Below are 18,492 nucleotides of genomic sequence, written 5' to 3' on the forward strand. Positions count from 1 at the left end.
CCGTGAAGGGATTGGCGAAGGGGCAGGGGCGTTGGCGCCTCGCCCGATGCGGGTTACAGCCATCCTCTGGATGATTTGAGCGCGCGACGGTCGCGTCGCTCGACGGAGGCCGTGTGGACTTGAAGCCCGCCGAAAGATGGATCGCCATAGCCGGCGTCGCGGTGCTGTCGACGATCGCGGTGGCGGGTTTCGCCATCGCCATCTACGCCGCGTGGCTGTTCCACGACATGCCCGACGCCGGCGAACTGCAGGACTATCGTCCGCCCACGGCCACGCGCGTCTATGCCTGGGACGGCACCTTGATCGGCGAATATTCCAAGGAACGCCGGATCTTCGTGCCCTACGACCAGATCCCGCCGCAGCTGGCCCAGGCCTTCATGGCCGCCGAGGACCGCAACTTCTTCAAGCACGGCGGCGTCGACGTCGGCGGCTTCTCGCGCGCCATGCTCAAGAACGTCGGCAACGCCATGCGCGGCCGTCGCCTGGAAGGCGGCTCGACGATCACCCAGCAGGTGGCCAAGAACGTCCTGCTGACCAGCGACGCCACGGTGGGCCGCAAGTTCAAGGAAGCGATCCTGGCGCGGCGCCTGGAGCAGTCGCTCGACAAGCAGCAGATCCTCGAGCTGTACCTCAACGAAATCTGGCTGGGCTATCGCTCGTTCGGGGTCGGCTCTGCGGCCTACAACTATTTCGGCAAGTCGCTGCCCGAGCTTTCGCTGTCGGAGGCGGCCTATCTGGCGGCCCTGCCCAAGGGGCCGGACAACTACCACCCGATCCGCAACAAGGCCAAGGCGATCGCCCGCCGCAACTGGATCCTCGACCAGATGGCCGACCTGGGCTGGGTCAGCCGCGCGGAAGCCGAAAAGGCCAAGGCCGAGGACCTGGTCGTGCAGCCGGCGCCCAAGCGGGCTGCCTATGCCGACGCCGACTACTTCGTCGAGGAAGTGCGCCAGCGCGGCACCGCCACCCTGGGCGACCGGATCAGCGAGGGCGGCTACTACATGCGCACCACGCTGGATCCGACGCTGCAGACGGCGGCGCGGGCCTCGCTGATGGACGGCCTGGAGAAGTACGACCGCCGCCACGGCTGGCGCGGCGCGTGGGGGCATGTCGAGAGCCTGGAAGGCGACTGGCGGAAGGCCGTCCAGGCCAAGCGTCCGCCGTCGGAACGGCGCGGCTGGCGCGCGGCGGTGATCACCTCGGCCGGCGGCGGCGTGCGCCTGGTCAAGGACGAAGGGCAGGGCAGCCTGACCGGCGAGGATGTCGCCTGGGCCAAGGCCGGCAAGGGCCTGAAGGTCGGCGACCTGGTGTTCGTCGAGCAGGTGGGCGAAACCTCGTCCTACCGCCTCAAGCAGATTCCGGCCGTCAACGGCGCCCTGGTGGCCATCGAGCCCTATACCGGCCGCGTGGTGGCCCTGGTGGGCGGCTATTCCTACTCGCTGTCGAACTTCAACCGGGCGACCCAGGCGATGCGCCAGCCTGGCTCGTCGTTCAAGCCGTTCGTCTACGCCACCGCGCTGGAGAACGGCTACACGCCGGCCAGCGTGATCCTGGACAGCGCCATCACCTTCAAGGGCGCCAACGGCCAGGACTGGAGCCCCGAGAACTACGAGAAGAAGTTCTACGGCGCCCTGCCGCTGCGCAAGGGCCTGGAGCGGTCGGTCAACGCCATGACCGTGCGCCTGGCCCAGGGCGTGGGCATGAAGAAGATCATCGAGATGTCCAAGAAGACCGGCGTGACGCGCGACATGGCGCCCGTGCTGGCCATGGCGCTCGGAGCCGGCGAGACCACGCCGTTCAAGATCACGGCGGCCTACGCCCCGTTCGCCAACGGCGGCCGCCGCATCGAGCCGCACCTGATCGAGCTGGTGCAGGACCGCGAGGGCAAGGTGATCTTCCGCGCCGACAAGCGCGACTGCCCGCGCTGCACCGCCGGCTTCAACGGCGACGAGAGCCCGCGCGTCACCGCGCCGGGCGAGCAGGTGATGGACCCGGTCACGGCCTATCAGATCACCTCGATGCTGCAGGGCGTGGTCCAGCGCGGCACGGCCGCCTCGGTCAGCCAGCTGGGCTATCCGCTGGCGGGCAAGACCGGCACCACCAACGAGTACCGCAGCGCCTGGTTCATCGGCTATTCGCCCGACCTGATCGTCGGCGTGTTCGTCGGCTTCGACGACAACCGCTCGCTGGGCGCGGGCGAGACGGGCTCGCAGGACGCCGTGCCGGTGTTCATCGACTTCATGAAGGTGGCGCTGAAGGACAAGCCGAAGACCGACTTCAAGCCGCCCAAGACCGCCAAGTTCGCCATGGTGCGCGGCATCCGCGAGGCCTTCCGCCCGGGCACCGAGCCCAAGGTCGCCACGCCCGCGCCGACCGGCGGGCCGATCTCGTACGGCGACGCCTGGCCCAACGGCGTGCCGACCGGCCAGCCTTCGCCGTCGGAGCCGCAGCCCAGGCCGCAACCCAAGCAGCCCGACATCAGCGGGCTTTACTAGATCGCCTTTCCTGGGAGCCGGCGCGGTTGCGTCGACCCACCATTATCTTCGTCAGGAGCCGGCGCGGTTGCGCCGACCCACCATTATCTTTCGTCAGGAGTCGGCGCGGTTGCGCCGACTCCGGGCGCGGGCTATGTCCCGCGCCCTTACTTTGTGTCACGGAGCTACGTGATGAGACCGGATGTCGAGGCCGCCGCGGCCGACATCGAGCAGTCCGTTGGACTGCTCAGGAGGCGTCTTTGACTGGGATGTCGCCCTTAGAAAACTCGATGAACTGAACGCGCGGGTCGAAGACCCGACGCTGTGGGACCGTCCGTCCGAGGCCCAGGCCGTGTCGCGCGAGCGCGCCAACCTGGCCGCCAAGGTCGAGGCGGTGCAGAGCATCGAACGCGACGTCAAGGACGCGCTCGAATACGCCGAGCTGGCCGACATGGAGTCCGACGAGGACTCGCTGAACGACGCCCGCGCCCAGCTGAAGGCCATCAAGGAACGCGCCGCCCGCGCGGAACTCGAGGCCCTGCTGTCGGGCGAGGCCGACGGCAACGACGCCTATATCGAAATCAACTCCGGGGCCGGCGGCACCGAGTCGTGCGACTGGGCCGGCATCCTGCTGCGGATGTACACCCGCTGGGCCAACGCCCACGGCATGACGACCGAGTTGGTGGAAGAGACCGACGGCGACCAGGCCGGCATCAAGTCGGCCACGCTGCTGGTCAAGGGCGCCAACGCCTATGGCTGGCTGAAGACCGAGGCCGGGGTGCACCGCCTGGTGCGCATCAGCCCGTACGACAGCAGCGCCCGTCGCCACACCTCGTTCGCCTCGGCCTGGGTCTATCCGGTCATCGACGACACGATCGAGATCGACATCAACCCGTCCGACGTACGCACCGACACCTACCGGGCTTCCGGGGCCGGCGGTCAGCACATCAACAAGACCGACTCGGCCGTGCGTCTGACGCACATCCCGACCGGGATCGTGGTGGCCTGCCAGGCCGGCCGTTCGCAGCACCAGAACCGCGACGAGGCCTGGAAGATGCTGCGCGCCCGGATGTACGAGGCCGAGCTTCAGAAGCGTGAAGCCGCCCAGCAGGCGCTGCACGACCAGAAGACCGACATCGGCTGGGGTCACCAGATCCGCTCGTACGTCCTGCAGCCGTACCAGATGGTCAAGGACCTGCGGACCAACGTCGAGACCTCCGACACGGCCGGCGTGCTGGACGGCGACCTGGACGCCTTCATGGGCGCCTCGCTGGCCCAGCGGGTCGGCGCGACGCGGGACGCTTCCGAAGGCTGAGGCCGGCGGAGCGACCTGAAACGACGAACGCCCCGGAGCGATCCGGGGCGTTTTTTCGTTCAACGGGGCTCGTCTGCGTCCCGATGCGGCTGTTTGAAAAAGCTGTCGGCGGCGACCTCCTCGGGGAGGGGCCGTCCGAAGGTGGGTTCGGAGTCCAGAAGCGGGTCGCTGCGGCGATAGCGCAACCGGCCGAGCCGATGCCGAACCAAAAGCCGTCCGAAAAAGCAAAGCCCAAAAAGGTCGAAGCCCAGGCCGCGCCGGCGACCAAGGCCGTCCAGGCCGCCATGATGGCGACGAGATAGAGCCAGGGCGCGCGTTGCCGCCAACGCTGTCTGGCGGCGACCGTCTTGCGCCAGCCGTCGCGCGGCTTGCCAGGTGGAGGCGACAAGCCGGCTTTAGCCGACAGGCTTGGCCGTCAAGGTCAGGTCGGCGACCGGGGCCGGGGAGACCGCGACCGGAGCGGCCTGGGGCGGGGCCTGGCGCTGGAACTTCAGGCTGCGGCCCTGGAAGAAGGCGCCGGTTTCCATCGCCAGCTGCTCGTGGGTGATGTCGCCGTCGACATAGGCCGTGCCGTAGAGGCGGACCTGCTTGGCGGTGATCGCGCCGACCACGCGGCCGCGGATCTCGACGGCCTCGGCGTAGACGCCGCCCTCGACGTGGCCGGTCTCGCCGACGGTCAGGCGGCCGACGCGGACGTCGCCGCGCACCACGCCGTCGATCTGCAGCTCGCCGTCGCCGCTGACGCCGCCCTCGATGGTGATGTCCGACGAGATCAGCGAGGCCACGCGCGGCGGGGCCTTGCGGGCCTGGTCGACGGGCGCCGCGGCCGGAAGGGGCAGGGGCTCGATCTGGACGGGGGTCTTGGACCCCTTAGCCGGCTTGCTGAACATACTCGCCTGCCTTGAGGAAGCGGTTGGGGTTCTGGGCGCGACCATTGACCCAGACCTCGTAGTGGAGGTGCGGGCCGGTGGAGCGGCCGGTGGAGCCCATGGCGCCGACGCGCTGGCCGATCACCACGCGCTGGCCGACGCGCACGGCGACGCCTTGCAGGTGGGCGTAGCGGGTCTTGAAGCCGCCGCCATGGTCGATCTCGACGGTGTTGCCGTAGCCCGAGCGCACGCCGGTGAACGACACCACGCCCGGGGCGGTGGCCATGATCGGCGTGTAGAACGCGCCGGGGAAGTCCAGGCCCGAATGGAAGGCCGGCCGGTGCGTGAACGGGTCGAAGCGCACGCCGTAGCTGCTCGACAGGGCCGGGTTGGCGGTCGGGCGGTTGAACGGCAGGCGCTGGGCGGCGCTGCTGAGCGACCGCATGTCGGACATGTCGCTGGCGGCGCGGTGGATACGGGCGGCGAACTCCTCGTCGACGTCGAGCACGGCGGCGAGCGCGCGGGGATCCTTGGCCTCGATCAGCGGGCCGCCCAGCGAGGCGCCGCGGCCGGTGAAGCTGCCGGCGTCGAGGCCGGCCATACGCATGGCCAGGCGCAGGCGCTCGGCGCGGCTCTTGGCGAAGCCCTCGGCGGCGTCGATCAGGCGCTCCTGGTCCATGCGGGTGGCCTGGATGCGCTCGACAGGCGAGGCGTCGGCGAGGGTCGGCTTGGCCACGGCCAGCGCCTGGGCGGCGCCGGGCGCGCCCTTGAAGTCGCTGACCAGCATGGCCAGGGCGGCGTGGCGCTTCTCGACCGACAGGGCCAGCTCGTCCAGCGAGCCGCTGGTGGCCGACAGCTGGGCGACGGCGCTGTTCAGGCGCGCCTGGCGGTCGGCGTTGAGGCGCTCGTAATAGGCCTTCTGCTTGAGCACGACCTGGTCGGTCTGGCTGACGGCCAGGGCGTTGACCAGCATGGCGGCGGTGCAGACGCCCATCCACAGCGCCGCTGCGCCGACGCTGGCCGCGCAGGCCAGCTGCTTGTTGGTGGACAGCACGTAGCCGCGCATCTCGCCGCCCGAGCGGACATACAGATGGCGTTCCGGAAACAGACCTTCGAGAGTCTTACGCAGGCGGTGAAAATGCGCGATCGCCATGCCCAGGAAACCCCCCAGTTTTCAAGGTCTGGGGGATATGCAACGAGAAAGCACGAATAGGCAAGACTCTTCGCACCTGCGAAGGCGCGGACGGCCAAGTTTGGACCATGAACCTGCGTCGATTAACCCGACATGAACGGACTGGCTACACGTGACACGGGAGAAGTGGCGGAAAAACGCGACTTTGCGGCGCCGGCGCCACAGTGGCCCTGTTACCGGTCTTCCAGCGTGTGCCAGAGGCGCAGCACGAACACCGTGGTTTCGGTGAGTTCATATCGAAGCTCATAGCCACCGACGATCAGCCGACGAACCTCGCGAGGCGCGAACTCGTCCAGGCGCGCCCTGAGCCTCGGGGTGTCCAGCAACCGTTTGGGCGTCGCCACCAACTCTCGCGCGGTCTGTGCGGCGGCACGTGGGTTCACTTCGGCGAGGAAGGCGTGCAGCCGCGCGAGATCGGACGCGGCCTTGCCGGTCCAGACCAGGCGCATCAGCGCGACGGGGCGTCGGTGTCGAGGCTGTCGGCCCAGGCTTCCATCGTCGCCTGCTCGACCAAGCGGCCGGCATCGACGTCGGCCAGGCCTTCGAGGGTCAGGGCGCGGAAGCGTTCCTCACGATCGGCCCAGGCGGTCAAGGCCTCGCGAACGACGGAGTCCTGCGAGCGATCCTGGCGAACCGCCAACCGGCCGATCTGCTCGGCCAGCGGGGCGGGAACTTCAACGGTCAGCACCTTGGTGCGCACGGGGCGTCTCCGAGCCAGGGTCGCGATCATAACCCGTCGGAGGACGAAGGCTAGGCCTTCAGGCCCTGCGCCGCCTTCAGCACCGCCTTGACGTGGCCGGGGACCTTCACCTTGCGCCAGATCTCGCGGACCACGCCGTCGCGGTCGATCAGGAAGGTCGAGCGGTCGATGCCCATGTACTTGCGGCCGTACATGCTCTTTTCCACCCACGAGCCGTAGGCCTCGACGGTCTCGCCCAGGGTGTCGGAGCCAAGTTCGACGGTCAGGTCGTGCTTCTTGCGGAACTTGCCGTGACTGGCGGCGCTGTCCTTGGACACGCCGATCACCACCGCGCCGGCCTTGGCGAACTCCTCGACCTCGGCCGAGAACTGCAGGGCCTGCGAGGTGCAGCCGGTCGTGTCGTCCTTCGGATAGAAATAGAGCACGACGTTCTTGCCCTTGAGGCCGGCCAGGCTGACGCGGCCGGTGTCGGTGGGCAGGTCGAAGTCGGGAGCCTTGTCGCCGGGGTTCAGCATCGAACTTTCTCCAACATCACGGGCCCAGCGTCACGGGCTTGGAACGCGTCCTCCCGGAGCGGCCGCGACCGCTCCGGGAGGACGATACTTAGTAGCTTCGCCGTCCGGTTAAACCGGCTTGACCAGCACGATCTTCTTCTTGCCCTGGCTCAGCTTGACGACGCCGTCGATCAGGTCGGCGTTTGTCACCAGGCGGTCGCCGTCCTTTTCCTGGGCGTCGTTGAGGCGCAGGCCGCCGCCCTGGGCCAGGCGGCGGGCCTCGCCGCGCGAGGCGGTGAGGCCGATGTCGGTGGCCAGCACGGCCAGGGCCACGCCCTCGGCCAGCACCGAGGCGGCGACCTCGACCGTCGGCAGGTCGGCCGACAGCTGGCCCTGCTCGAAGGCCGTCTCGGCCGTGGCGCGGGCGGTCCTGGCGGCCTCGTCGCCGTGCACCAGGCGGGTGGCCTCGTCGGCCAGCACCTTCTTGGCGTCGTTGATCTGGGCGCCTTGAAGGGCCTCCAGTTCGGCGATCCTGTCCAGCGGCAGGTCGGTGAACAGCTTCAGGAAGCGGCCGACGTCGGCGTCCTCGGTGTTGCGCCAGAACTGCCAGTAGTCGTAGGGCGAAAGAGCGTCGGCGTTGAGCCAGACGGCGCCGGCGGCGGTCTTGCCCATCTTGGCGCCCGAGGCCGTGGTCAGGAGCGGCGTGGTCAGGCCGAAGGCGGCCTTCTGGTCGACACGGCGGGTCAGTTCGACGCCGTTGAGGATGTTGCCCCACTGGTCCGAGCCGCCCATCTGCAGCACGCAGCCGTACTTGCGGTTCAGTTCCAGGAAGTCGGTGGCCTGCATCAGCATGTAGTTGAATTCGAGGAACGTCATCGGCTGCTCACGCTCGAGGCGCAGCTTCACCGAGTCGAAGGTCAGCATGCGGTTGATCGTGAAGTGCACGCCGTAGTCGCGCAGGAACTGCACGTAGCCGAGCTTCGAAAGCCATTCGTCGTTGTCGACCATTACCGCGTCGGTGGGCCCGTCGCCGAAGGTCAGGAAGTTGGAGAACACCTTCTTGATGCCGTCGATGTTCGACTGGATCTGCTCGTCGGTCAGCAGCGGGCGCTGGGTGTCCTTGAAGGTGGGGTCGCCCACGCGGGTGGTGCCGCCGCCCATCAGGACGATCGGCTTGTGGCCGGCCTGCTGCAGGCGGCGCAGCATCATGATCTGGATCAGGTGGCCGACGTGCAGGGACGGGGCGGTGGCGTCGAAGCCGATATAGGCGGTGATCGCGCCGCCGGCGGCGGCCGCGTCCAGTTCGTCCGGGTGGGTGATCTGGTGGATGTAGCCGCGGCTCTGCATGGTCTGCAGGAATTCGGACTTGAAGCTCTGCGGCGCGGACATGGCTCGACTCTCTGTATCGCTGGTCCGCGCGTCTAGCACGGGCGGGGCGTTCTGTGGCGAGGGTTTCATCGATAGTCTCCTTGAAGGCTGTGCGCCGGAGACGTCGTCTTGAAGGGAGAAGGACGCATCGCCGGCCAGGTGGCGGTGCGTCGACATGACCGGTCGTGCGCCCGCTAGATCAGCGGGCGATAATAGGCTCGGGTCTGGAGGGCCTTGGCGGTCATGGGGCCTAGCTACCCGAGGCGGGGCGTGGCAGTCAACGCAACCATGCGCATTCTCGGATTCATGACCGGCACCTCGCTGGACGCGGTCGACATGGCGGTGCTCGACACCGACGGCGAGACGATCCACGGCTTTGGCCCCTCGGGCGAACGCAAGCTGCGCGAGGACACGCGCGCGCTGCTGCTGGAGACCACCCGCCAGGCCCTGGCCTGGAAGCGCGGGCAGGCCGAGCCGGCGATCTTCGAGGACGCGCGCCGCGCCGTGGCCGACGAGCACTTCCACGCCGCCGAGAGCTTCCTGGCCGAGCACGGCCTGTCTTGGAGCGAGTTCGACCTGCTGGGCGTGCACGGCCAGACGGTGCTGCACGAGCGGCCCAGCGCCGAGCGGATCGGTCGGACTGTGCAGTTGCTCGACGCCGAGCGGCTGGCGCGACTGGCGGGCCGGCCGGTGGCGTTCGACTTCCGCACCGCCGACGTGGCGGCCGGCGGGGAGGGCGCGCCCCTGGCCCCGATCTATCACGAGGCCCGCGCCCGCGCCTCGGGCCTGGCCGCGCCGGTCGCGGCGCTGAACATCGGCGGGGTGGCCAACATCACCCTGATCGGCGCGGACGGAACCCTGCTGGCCTTCGACACTGGCCCTGGCAACGGCATGATCGACCTGATGCTGCAGGAGAGGGGCCTGGGCCGTTTCGACGAGGGCGGCCGGCTGGCGGCGGCGGGCACGGTGGACGAGGCGGTGCTGAACGGCCTGCTGGCCAGCGCCTATTTCGCCGCGCCCGCGCCCAAGTCTCTGGACCGCTACGACTTCTCGCTGGACGCGGTGGCGCACCTGTCGGCGCAGGACGCGGCCGCGACCCTGGTGGCGTTCACCGCCGCAGCCGTGGTCAAGGCCTTCGACAAGAACGACGCCCCGCCCAGCGCCCTGATCGTCTGCGGCGGCGGGCGGCGCAATCCGCGGATCATGGCGGCGCTGGCCGAACGGGTTCCGGTGCCGGTGAAGGCGGCCGAGGACTACGGCTGGCGCGGCGACGCCATCGAGGCCGAGGCCTTCGCCTATCTCGCGGCGCGGACGGCGCGTGGGCTGCCGATCAGCTTCCCCGGGACGACGGGGGTGAAGGCGGCGATGACGGGGGGGAGGATCGTGGAGCCTTGATCTTCTGAAAGAGGCTCTTCACCAACCCGTAGAATCCCCGCGAAAGCGGGGGCCCAGGCGTTTTATCGTCGAGCGCCATGGGTTTCAGAAAAAGCCTAGGTCCCCGCTTTCGCGGGGATTTTACGGAGTAGTGGCGGAAGGCCCTTAAGGGCCGCTAATTCCCGATCAATGCAGCTTCAGCCGCCCGGCCACGCGCTGCTGCAGCAGCCGCGCCAGCGCCAGGGTCGCGGTCTTGCCGACGCCCAGTATGGCCTTGTGGTGGGCCAGGTGCAGCGAGACGTAGAACCACTTGGCCACCAGGCCCTCGATGAAGAAGTTGGGGCCGCCAAGACCGCCCATCAGGGCGCCGACGCCCTTGTTCTCGCCCAGCGACACCAGTGAGCCGAAGTCCTTGTAGACGTATGGCTCCTCCACCCGCGCCTGGCGCAGCCGGGCGAGCAGGGCCTTGGCCAGGTAGCTGGCCTGCTGGTGGGCGGCCTGGGCGCGGGCGGGCACCAGCTTGCCGTCCTTCCACGGGCAGCCGGCGCAGTCGCCCAGGGCCCAGATCCCGGGCGCGGAGGTCTCCAGCCGGTCGTTGACCACGAACTGGTTGAGGCGGTTGGTCTCCAGGCCGAGGCCTGTGTTGCTATCGGCGGCCTTCACGCCGGCGGCCCAGACGATCAGGTCGGCGGGGATGTCGCCAAGGCTGGTCTCCAGCCGGTCGGCGTGGACGGCGATGACCTTGGCGCCGGTGCGCACGTGCACGCCCTTGCGCTCCAGCGCCACGGTGGCCTGTGCCGAGGTTTTGTCGGGCAGGCCGCCCAGGATCCGCGGGGCGGCCTCGACGATGGTGATGTCGAGGCGGAAGCGCTGTTCGGCGCCCAGGCTTTCCAGCAGGGCGCGGTGGGCTTCCAGGAGTTCGGCCGACAGCTCCACGCCCGTGGCGCCGCCGCCGACGATGGCTACGCCCATGGTCCGCTCGGGCGCGAACGAGGCCTTCATGAAGGTGGCCAGCAGGCGCGTGTGGAAGGCCTCGGCGTCTTCGGTGCGCTCCAGCAGGTGGGCGGTCTCGGCCCCCGGCGTGCCGAACAGGTTGGAGCCGCTGCCGATGGCCAGCACGCCCCAGGTGAAGGTGATCGAGCGCTCGGGGACCAGCACCGCGCCGTCCTTGGCGGTGATGGCTTTCAGCGTCAGGCGCTTGGCGACGGGATCCAGGGCCGACAGCTCGCCCAGGTGGAAACTGAAGTGGTTGGCGCGGCCGAGGATCGGATAGGACAGGCCTTCCTGGTGCACGTCCAGCGTGCCGGCGGCCACCTCGTGCAGGGTGGGCTTCCAGATGTGGAAGCCGGAGCGGTCGATCAGCAGGATCCGTTCCTTGCCCTCGCGCCGGCCCAGCTTGCGACCCAGTTGCGCGGCGAGCTCCAGTCCGCCCGCGCCGCCGCCGACGATCACGATGTCATAGTGCATGGACCGGCCGTCCTCCGAGTGGGAGCGATACCCCAAGGTCTTAGGCCTTAGCGCGGCGTCTGTCTCGCGGTTGCGAATAGCGGCGTGTTTCCGGAGCGAACTTACTGTCGCGCTTCGGCCCCGATCCCCCAAATCGCTTACCTCGGCCCCGTGTCGAGGACCCATCGTTCCGCCGCTCAGATCGAGCAAGCACATCCGCGATCTGAGCCGCCGCCGGCATGGACCCTAGGCACAAGGCCTAGGGAAGCGATTTGAAGGCGAGCGAAGAGGCGCTAGCGCCCAAACAAAAAGCCCGCCCTCGTCACCGAGGGCGGGCTTTCTGAATTCCGGAGGCTTCCGAACCCTACGGGATCGGGTTGGCTTCGAGGCGCTTGTCGATGTAGCCGCCGACGGTCTGCTCGACGAACGGCAGGTGCTCGGCCCAGAAGTGGGTGGCCTTGTCGACGACTTCGTAGTCGATGACGATGCCCTTCTGGGTGCGCAGCTTGGAGACGACGCGCTCGACTTCCACCGGCGGGACGACGGTGTCGGCGCCGCCGGTCAGGATCAGGCCCGAGGCCGGGCAGGGGGCCAGAAAGCTGAAGTCGTACATGTTGGTCGGCGGCGACACCGAGATGAAGCCGTCGGTTTCCGGGCGGCGCATCAGCAGCTGCATGCCGATATAGGCGCCGAAGCTGTAGCCGGCGACCCAGGTCTGGGCAGCGGCGGGGTTATTGGCCTGCAGCCAGTCGAGGGCGGTGGCCGCGTCGGCCAACTCGCCGATGCCGCTGTCGAATTCGCCCTGGCTGCGGCCGACGCCGCGGAAGTTGAAGCGCAGGGTCGCGAAACCGCGCTTCATGAACAGGTGGTACAGCTGCACCGACACCGGGTGATTCATGTGGCCGCCGGCCTTGGGGTGCGGGTGCAGGATCAGCGCGATCGGCGCATTGTCCGTCTTGCCCGGCGAATAGCGGCCTTCGATACGGCCCGCGGCGCCGGTCAAAATCACGTCAGGCATTCAGTTCCCCGTCACGAGTTGGGGCGTCGAGGGCCGCACCATTCGCCGCGAAGGGCGCATGGAATACTTGACCGCCGCGCTTGGTCTTCCTAAATCCGCATCGCGCGAAGCGCCCTTGCCGGGCGCGGCGCGAAGTCGCGGCTTGTAGCATACGCAAAGGCCGTTGCGCGGGGAATCTGCAAGGGAGAGCGCGCATGCGCCTGAGCACGAAGGGACGTTACGCCGTGATGGCCATGACCGACCTCGCCCGCAAGCAGGACGAGGCGGAAGGTCGCGCTGTGGCCTTGGCCGAGATCGCCGCCCGCCAGCAGATCTCGCTTTCCTATCTCGAACAGCTCTTCGCCCGCCTGCGCCGCAAGGGCCTAGTGGTCAGCGCCCGCGGGCCCGGCGGCGGCTATCGCCTGGCGGCCGACGCCCGCGCCACCCGAATCTCCGACATCGTCATGGCCGTCGACGAGCCCCTGCGCGCCACGCGCTGCGGCGTCGGCAAGTCCGGCCACAAGGGCTGCATGGCCGGCGGCGCCAAGTGCCTGACCCACGACCTGTGGGAGGAGATGGGCCGGCAGATCCATTCCTATCTGGCCTCCGTGACCGTCGCCGACGTGCTGGAAGGCCGCCTGCGGCCGGAGGCGAAGGTCGCGGCGTGACCAGCAAGCCCGCCATCTATCTGGACTACAACGCCACCGCCCCGATCCGCCCCGAGGCGCGTGAGGCGGTGCTGCGCGCCTTCGAGCTGGCGGGAAACCCCAGCTCGGTGCACGCGGCCGGCCGCGCCGCCCGCGACGTGGTCGAGACCGCCCGCAAGCAGGTGGGGCAGCTGGTCGGCGTGGTCGCCGGCTCGGTCACCTTCGTCAGCGGCGGCACCGAAGCCAACGCCCTGGCCATCGACAGCGCCGTCGCCTCGGGCGTGAAGCGCATCGTGGTCAGCGCGATAGAGCATGAGGCCGTCGCCGAGACGGCCGCCATGAGCGGCGTCGCCGTCGAGGTGCTGCCGGTCGGCGCGCATGGCGTCACCGACCTTTCCGGGCTTGCCGAACTGCTGGCGGGCGAGGGGCGGACCCTGGTCTGCCTTATGCTGGCCAACAACGAGACGGGCGTCATCCAGCCGGTCGCCGAGGCCAGCGCGATCGTGCGCGCGGCTGACGGCCTGCTGCATGTCGACGCCGTGCAGGCGGCGGGCAAGATCGCCATCGACTTCTCCGCCCTCGGCGCCGACACCCTGGCGCTGTCTGCCCACAAGATCGGCGGCCCGCAGGGCGTCGGCGCGCTGGTTGCCGGGACGCGCGCCAATGTGGTGCGCCGGCTGCACGGCGGCGGCCAGGAACGTGGTCGACGGGCCGGCACCGAGAACGTCGCGGGCATCGCCGGCTTCGGCGCGGCCGCTTCGGCCGCCCTGCGGGACTTGCCCCAGGCGGCCGATCAGGGCATTTGGCGCGACGCCTTGGCCCAGCGGGTCAAGGACGCTGGCGGCGTGGTGCTCGGGGAGGGCGTTCCGCGCCTGCCTCAGACCCTGTGTCTCGCCGCCGAAGGCTTCGCCTCGCAGGTCCAGGTGATGAACCTGGATCTCGCCGGCGTCATGGCCAGCGCCGGCAGCGCCTGCTCTTCGGGCAAGGTCAAGGCCAGCCGCGTGGTGGAAGCCATGGGCCGTCCCGATCTCGCCCCCTTCGCGCTGCGCGTCAGCGGCGGCTGGGCGAGCACGGAACAGGATTGGATTGTGTGCGGCGACGCCTGGCTCGCCGCCTGGAAGCGTATCGGCGCACGGCGCCGGGAGGTGGCTTGATGGCCGCGGTCAAGGAAACGATCGACACCGTCGCAGCGCTCGAGAAGTACGAGCACGGCTTTACGACCGACATCGACCAGGAGTTCGCCCCCAAGGGGCTCTCCGAGGACATCGTGCGCTTCATCTCGGCCAAGAAGGACGAGCCGGAATGGATGCTGGAATGGCGTCTGGAGGCTTATCGCCGCTGGCTCGAGCTGGAAGAGCCTGACTGGGCCAAGGTCAGCTATCCGAAGATCGACTACCAGGACACCTATTACTACGCCGCGCCGAAGACCAAGGAAGGGCCCAAGAGCCTGGACGAGGTCGATCCAGAGCTGCTGGCCGTCTACGAGAAGCTTGGCATCCCGCTGAAGGAGCAGGCCGTGCTGGCCGGCGTCGAGGGCGCGCCGCGCTACGCCGTGGACGCGGTGTTCGACTCTGTGTCGGTCGTCACGACCTTCAAGAAGGAGCTGGCCCAGGCCGGCGTCATCTTCTGCTCGATGAGCGAGGCGATCCGCGAGCACCCGGAGCTGGTCAGGCAGTACCTGGGCAGCGTGGTGCCGACCTCGGACAACTATTTCGCCTGCCTCAACAGCGCGGTGTTCTCGGACGGCTCGTTCGTCTACGTGCCGCCGGGCGTGCGCTGCCCGATGGAGCTGTCGACCTATTTCCGGATCAACGCCAAGGACAGCGGCCAGTTCGAGCGCACCCTGATCATCGCCGACAAGGGCGCCTACGTCTCGTACCTGGAGGGCTGCACGGCCCCGATGCGCGACGAGAACCAGCTGCACGCGGCCGTGGTCGAGCTCGTTCTGCTGGACGACGCCGAGATCAAGTACTCGACCGTCCAGAACTGGTATCCGGGCGATCCGGAGACCGGCAAGGGCGGCATCTACAACTTCGTGACCAAGCGCGCCGACTGCCGCGGGGATCGTTCGAAGGTGTCGTGGACCCAGGTCGAGACCGGCTCGGCCATCACCTGGAAGTATCCTTCGTGCGTGCTGCGCGGCGAGGGCTCTTCGGGCGAGTTCTACTCGATCGCCGTGACCAACGGCCATCAGCAGGCCGACACCGGCACCAAGATGATCCACCTGGGCGCCAACACCAAGTCGCGGATCGTCGCCAAGGGGATCAGCGCGGGCAAGTCGACCAGCACCTATCGCGGCCTGGTCTCGGCCCATCCCAAGGCCAAGGGCGTACGCAACTTCACCCAGTGCGACAGCTTGCTCATCGGCAAGACCTGCGCGGCGCACACCGTGCCCTATATCGAGGCCCGCAACGGTCAGTCGGTGTTCGAGCACGAGGCGACCACCACCCGCCTGTCGGACGACCAGCTGTTCTACTGCCAGCAGCGCGGGCTTAGCCAGGAAGAGGCCGTGGCCCTGCTGGTCAACGGCTTCGTCCGCGACGTGCTGCAACAACTGCCCATGGAATTCGCCGTCGAGGCCCAGAAGCTCGTGGCGATTTCTCTCGAAGGATCCGTCGGTTAAATGCTTTCGATCAACAACCTCCACGCCCGTGTCGAAGACAAGCCGATCCTGAAGGGCGTCACGCTCGAGGTGCCGGCCGGCGAGGTGCACGCCATCATGGGTCCGAACGGGGCCGGCAAGTCGACGCTGTCGTACGTGCTGAGCGGTCGCGGCGGCTATGAAGTGACCGAAGGTTCGGCGAGCCTGAACGGCGAGGACCTGCTGGAGCTGGAGCCCAACGAGCGGGCCGCGAAGGGCGTGTTCCTGTCGTTCCAGTATCCGCTGGAGATCCCGGGCGTTCCGGCCCTGACCTTCATCCGGACCGCCGTCAACGCCCAGCGCCGCGCGCGCGGCGAGGACGAGATCGCCGCCCCGGCCTTCCTGAAGCTGGCCAAGGAAAAGGCCGCCTCGCTGAAGATCGACTTCGAGATGCTCAAGCGCGGCCTGAACGTCGGCTTCTCGGGCGGCGAGAAGAAGCGGATGGAAATCTTCCAGATGGCGATGCTGTCGCCGAAGTTCCTGATCCTCGACGAGACCGACAGCGGCCTCGACATCGACGCCCTGAAGATCGTCTCGGAAGGCGTCAACGCCCTGCGCAGCCCCGAGCGCGGCATGCTGGTCATCACCCACTACCAGCGCCTGCTCGACTACATCAAACCCGACCGCGTGCACGTGCTGGCCGCCGGCCGCATCGTCGCCTCGGGCGGTCCGGAACTGGCCCTGCAGCTGGAAGCCGAGGGCTACGACAAGTACGTCGGGGCCGCCGCGTGAGCCTTTCCACCGCCCTGAAGACCGGCGACGTCACCGTCCTGCCGTCGCGACGCGACGAGGACTGGCGCTGGACCGACCTGCGCGGCCTGATCCGCGTGCTGCCGGAAGCCGCGCCTAAGTTCGACGGCGAGGTTGCGGCTGGTCCGTTCGCGGGCCTGACCGACGGCGAGATCCTGTTCGTCAACGGCCGCCACCTGGCCACCAGCGGGCAGGGCGAGGTCATGGGCCTGCGCTTCGTCGCGGCGACCGACAAGACCTCGCAGGGCGCGTCCTACGCCGTGGTGGTCGAGCCAGGCTCTAGCCTGACCCTGCTGGAAAGCCATGAGGGGCGCGCGGCCGGCTACGTGTCGGACGTCTCGCTGGACATCTCGGTGGGCGAGGGCGCGAGCCTGACCCGGATCGTGCTGGTCGACGACGAGGCCGAGGCCGTCAACGTCGTCACCGCCAAGGTCGACCTGGCCGCCGGCGCGACCTTCGCCCAGACCGTCCTGACCGGCGGCGCGCGTCGCCAGCGGATCGAGACCCACGTCGCCCATCCCGGCGCCCACGCCAATGTGCGCCTCGACGGAATCTACCTGCTGAACGCCCAGCGCCACGCCGACCAGACCACCGTGGTCACCCACGGCGGCGTCGACGGCGTCACCAGCCAGCTGACCAAGGGCATGGTCGCCGACCAGGCCCGCGGCGTGTTCCAGGGCCGCATCGTCGTGGCCGAGGGCGCCGACCAGACCGACGCGCGGATGGGCCACCACGCCCTGATCCTGTCGGACAAGGCCGAGATCGACGCCAAGCCGGAACTGCTGATCTTCGCCGACGACGTCGCCTGCGCGCACGGCAACACCATCGGCGCTCTGGACGAGGAAGCGGTGTTCTACGCCCGCCAGCGCGGCATTCCCGAGCTGGAAGCCCGGGCGATGCTGACGCAGGCCTTCGTCGGCGAGGTGGTCGAGCGCATCGAGCACGACGGCGCGCGCGAAATCGCCGCGGCCTGGGTCGCCAAGCAGCTGGGACGCGAAGAATGAGCGCCGTCTTCGACGTCGAGGCGATCCGCGCCCAGTTCCCGATCCTGTCGCGCACGGTGCACGGCAAGCCGCTCGTCTATCTGGACAGCGCCGCCAGCGCCCAGAAGCCCGACGTGGTGCTCGACGCCATGACGGGCCTGGCCCGCACGTCCTACGCCAACGTCCATCGCGGCCTGCACACTCTGGCTAACGAAACGACGGAAGCGTATGAAAAAGCACGCGAAACCATCGCGCGCTTCATCAATGCCGAGCTCGGCGAGATCGTCTACACCAAGAGCGCCACCGAAGCGGTGAACCTGGTGGCCGACACCTTCGGCCGTTCGCTGAAGGCCGGCGACGAGATCGTCATCTCGGAGATGGAGCACCACGCCAACATCGTGCCCTGGCACTTCCTGCGCGAGCGCTACGGCGTCGTGCTGAAGTTCATTCCGGTGCTCGACGACGGCCGGCTGGACATGGAGGCCTATGAGGGCCTGCTGTCCGAGAAGACCAAGATGGTCGCCGTCACCCACATGTCGAACGTGCTGGGCACGGTCAACGACGTGGAAAAGATCGTGCGCCTGGCCCACGCGGCCGGGGCGCCGGTGCTGCTCGACGGCTGCCAGGGCGTGGTCCACACAAAGGTGGACGTCAAAGCCCTGGACGTCGATTTCTACGTCTTCAGCGGCCACAAGCTCTACGGCCCCACCGGCATCGGCGTGCTGTACGGCAAGGCCGAGCGCCTGGCGGCGCTTCCGCCTTACCAGGGCGGCGGAGAGATGATCGGTTCGGTCAGCCTGGAGCGCATCACCTACGCCGACCCGCCGCACCGCTTCGAGGCCGGCACGCCGGCGATCCTGGAGGCCGTCGGCCTGGGCGCGGCCATCGAGTGGCTGAACACCATCGACCGCGACGCGGCCCTGGCTCACGAGCACGCCCTCTATGAGCGCGTCGCTCAGCGGCTGGAAGGCGTCAACGGCGTGCGGATCCTCGGCACGGCGCCCGGCAAGGGCGCGGTGATGAGCTTCGTCGTCGAGGGCGCCCACGCCCACGACGTGGCCCAGGTGCTGGACCGCTACGGCGTGGCCGTGCGCGCCGGCACGCACTGCGCCGAGCCGTTGATGAAAAGGTTCGGGGTGACGTCGAGCGCTCGCGCTTCCTTCGCCCTATATAATACGCCTGCCGAGGCCGACGCGTTCGTGGACGCGCTGGACAAGGCCCGTAGCTTCTTCAGTTGAGCGC

General features: G+C 68.7%; 18 protein-coding genes. 10 read left to right on the plus strand and 8 right to left on the minus strand.

Annotated features, from left to right (window positions below):
* Window positions 1–113 precede the first annotated feature (113 nt).
* From C1707_RS17730 to C1707_RS17740, 3 genes are all read left to right on the plus strand, one after another.
* A complete protein-coding gene (locus tag C1707_RS17730) occupies window positions 114–2,495 on the plus strand; it encodes a penicillin-binding protein 1A (protein WP_101711985.1) in 2,382 nt (793 codons plus the stop codon).
* Between the two features lie 171 nt (window positions 2,496–2,666).
* Window positions 2,667–3,789, plus strand: a protein-coding gene (gene prfB, locus C1707_RS17735) for a peptide chain release factor 2 (RefSeq protein WP_101711984.1) whose coding sequence is annotated in 2 segments (ribosomal slippage) — window positions 2,667–2,735 and window positions 2,737–3,789 — 1,122 coding nt in all. Because the reading frame shifts where the segments join, the coding sequence is not laid out codon by codon here.
* An 83-nt stretch (window positions 3,790–3,872) separates the two neighbouring features.
* Entirely contained in the window at window positions 3,873–4,091 is a 219-nt protein-coding gene (locus C1707_RS17740; protein ID WP_123170772.1) for a hypothetical protein, read from the plus strand.
* A 93-nt stretch (window positions 4,092–4,184) separates the two neighbouring features.
* Here the strand turns inward: C1707_RS17740 and C1707_RS17745 are convergent, their stop codons facing one another.
* The 6 genes from C1707_RS17745 to tyrS form a co-directional block, all read right to left on the minus strand.
* Window positions 4,185–4,679 carry a bactofilin family protein gene (locus C1707_RS17745; protein ID WP_101711983.1) on the minus strand — a complete coding sequence of 165 codons (495 nt, stop codon included), beginning with the start codon at window positions 4,677–4,679 and terminating at the stop codon, window positions 4,185–4,187.
* Window positions 4,660–5,811 carry a peptidoglycan DD-metalloendopeptidase family protein gene (locus C1707_RS17750; RefSeq protein WP_101711982.1) on the minus strand — a complete coding sequence of 384 codons (1,152 nt, stop codon included), beginning with the start codon at window positions 5,809–5,811 and terminating at the stop codon, window positions 4,660–4,662. Before C1707_RS17750 ends, C1707_RS17745 begins: the two co-directional genes overlap by 20 nt.
* Before the next feature lie 212 nt (window positions 5,812–6,023).
* On the minus strand, window positions 6,024–6,299 hold the full coding sequence (locus C1707_RS17755; protein WP_101711981.1) for a type II toxin-antitoxin system RelE/ParE family toxin: 276 nt from the start codon (window positions 6,297–6,299) through the stop codon (window positions 6,024–6,026).
* Window positions 6,299–6,550 carry a CopG family ribbon-helix-helix protein gene (locus C1707_RS17760; RefSeq protein WP_101711992.1) on the minus strand — a complete coding sequence of 84 codons (252 nt, stop codon included), beginning with the start codon at window positions 6,548–6,550 and terminating at the stop codon, window positions 6,299–6,301. Before C1707_RS17760 ends, C1707_RS17755 begins: the two co-directional genes overlap by 1 nt.
* Before the next feature lie 50 nt (window positions 6,551–6,600).
* A complete protein-coding gene (locus tag C1707_RS17765; protein WP_101711980.1) occupies window positions 6,601–7,065 on the minus strand; it encodes a peroxiredoxin in 465 nt (154 codons plus the stop codon).
* Window positions 7,066–7,173: 108 nt separating this feature from the next.
* Window positions 7,174–8,502 carry a tyrosine--tRNA ligase gene (gene tyrS, locus C1707_RS17770; protein ID WP_180896906.1) on the minus strand — a complete coding sequence of 443 codons (1,329 nt, stop codon included), beginning with the start codon at window positions 8,500–8,502 and terminating at the stop codon, window positions 7,174–7,176.
* Window positions 8,503–8,700: 198 nt separating this feature from the next.
* Between tyrS and C1707_RS17775 the strand changes: the two genes are divergently transcribed.
* The gene (locus C1707_RS17775) at window positions 8,701–9,807 is read left to right on the plus strand and encodes an anhydro-N-acetylmuramic acid kinase (RefSeq protein ID WP_164467495.1); all 1,107 of its coding nucleotides are present in this window, start codon (window positions 8,701–8,703) and stop codon (window positions 9,805–9,807) included.
* Window positions 9,808–9,972: 165 nt separating this feature from the next.
* Here C1707_RS17775 and C1707_RS17780 read toward each other — a convergent pair whose 3' ends face one another.
* Both C1707_RS17780 and C1707_RS17785 read right to left on the minus strand, forming a co-directional pair.
* On the minus strand, window positions 9,973–11,253 hold the full coding sequence (locus tag C1707_RS17780) for an NAD(P)/FAD-dependent oxidoreductase (protein WP_101711977.1): 1,281 nt from the start codon (window positions 11,251–11,253) through the stop codon (window positions 9,973–9,975).
* Window positions 11,254–11,596: 343 nt separating this feature from the next.
* Complete coding sequence (locus tag C1707_RS17785; protein WP_058348333.1) at window positions 11,597–12,250, minus strand: alpha/beta hydrolase; 654 nt, start codon at window positions 12,248–12,250, stop codon at window positions 11,597–11,599.
* Between the two features lie 194 nt (window positions 12,251–12,444).
* Here C1707_RS17785 and C1707_RS17790 point away from each other — a divergent pair, with 194 nt between their 5' ends.
* The 6 genes from C1707_RS17790 to C1707_RS17815 are packed head-to-tail and all read left to right on the plus strand — an operon-like array spanning window position 12,445 to window position 18,488.
* A complete protein-coding gene (locus tag C1707_RS17790; RefSeq protein ID WP_101711976.1) occupies window positions 12,445–12,897 on the plus strand; it encodes an Rrf2 family transcriptional regulator in 453 nt (150 codons plus the stop codon).
* Window positions 12,894–14,030, plus strand: coding sequence for a cysteine desulfurase family protein (locus C1707_RS17795; RefSeq protein WP_101711975.1), 1,137 nt, complete (start codon window positions 12,894–12,896; stop codon window positions 14,028–14,030). The genes C1707_RS17790 and C1707_RS17795 overlap by 4 nt, the downstream gene beginning before the upstream one ends.
* Window positions 14,030–15,499, plus strand: a complete 1,470-nt coding sequence (sufB, locus tag C1707_RS17800) for a Fe-S cluster assembly protein SufB (RefSeq protein ID WP_101711974.1) — start codon at window positions 14,030–14,032, stop codon at window positions 15,497–15,499. The genes C1707_RS17795 and sufB overlap by 1 nt, the downstream gene beginning before the upstream one ends.
* Window positions 15,500–16,249 (plus strand): Fe-S cluster assembly ATPase SufC, encoded by a 750-nt coding sequence (sufC, locus tag C1707_RS17805; RefSeq protein ID WP_101711973.1) that lies wholly within the window; start codon window positions 15,500–15,502, stop codon window positions 16,247–16,249. It abuts the gene before it with no gap.
* Complete coding sequence (gene sufD, locus C1707_RS17810; protein WP_101711972.1) at window positions 16,246–17,271, plus strand: Fe-S cluster assembly protein SufD; 1,026 nt, start codon at window positions 16,246–16,248, stop codon at window positions 17,269–17,271. Before sufC ends, sufD begins: the two co-directional genes overlap by 4 nt.
* A complete protein-coding gene (locus C1707_RS17815) occupies window positions 17,268–18,488 on the plus strand; it encodes an aminotransferase class V-fold PLP-dependent enzyme (protein ID WP_101711971.1) in 1,221 nt (406 codons plus the stop codon). The genes sufD and C1707_RS17815 overlap by 4 nt, the downstream gene beginning before the upstream one ends.
* The last annotated feature ends 4 nt before the right edge of the window (window positions 18,489–18,492 follow it).

This window comes from Caulobacter flavus (assembly GCF_003722335.1).
Taxonomy (GTDB): domain Bacteria; phylum Pseudomonadota; class Alphaproteobacteria; order Caulobacterales; family Caulobacteraceae; genus Caulobacter; species Caulobacter flavus.

Coding starts and splice junctions, on each gene's coding strand:
- C1707_RS17790 (WP_101711976.1), top strand. CDS start 12,445: ATGCGCCTGAGCACGAAGGGACGTTACGCCGTGATGGCCATGACCGAC.
- sufB (WP_101711974.1), top strand. CDS start 14,030: ATGGCCGCGGTCAAGGAAACGATCGACACCGTCGCAGCGCTCGAGAAG.
- C1707_RS17750 (WP_101711982.1), bottom strand. CDS start 5,811: ATGGCGATCGCGCATTTTCACCGCCTGCGTAAGACTCTCGAAGGTCTG.
- C1707_RS17740 (WP_123170772.1), top strand. CDS start 3,873: ATGCGGCTGTTTGAAAAAGCTGTCGGCGGCGACCTCCTCGGGGAGGGG.
- C1707_RS17755 (WP_101711981.1), bottom strand. CDS start 6,299: ATGCGCCTGGTCTGGACCGGCAAGGCCGCGTCCGATCTCGCGCGGCTG.
- C1707_RS17765 (WP_101711980.1), bottom strand. CDS start 7,065: ATGCTGAACCCCGGCGACAAGGCTCCCGACTTCGACCTGCCCACCGAC.
- tyrS (WP_180896906.1), bottom strand. CDS start 8,502: ATGAAACCCTCGCCACAGAACGCCCCGCCCGTGCTAGACGCGCGGACC.
- C1707_RS17785 (WP_058348333.1), bottom strand. CDS start 12,250: ATGCCTGACGTGATTTTGACCGGCGCCGCGGGCCGTATCGAAGGCCGC.
- C1707_RS17745 (WP_101711983.1), bottom strand. CDS start 4,679: ATGTTCAGCAAGCCGGCTAAGGGGTCCAAGACCCCCGTCCAGATCGAG.
- C1707_RS17775 (WP_164467495.1), top strand. CDS start 8,701: ATGCGCATTCTCGGATTCATGACCGGCACCTCGCTGGACGCGGTCGAC.
- C1707_RS17780 (WP_101711977.1), bottom strand. CDS start 11,253: ATGCACTATGACATCGTGATCGTCGGCGGCGGCGCGGGCGGACTGGAG.
- C1707_RS17815 (WP_101711971.1), top strand. CDS start 17,268: ATGAGCGCCGTCTTCGACGTCGAGGCGATCCGCGCCCAGTTCCCGATC.
- sufC (WP_101711973.1), top strand. CDS start 15,500: ATGCTTTCGATCAACAACCTCCACGCCCGTGTCGAAGACAAGCCGATC.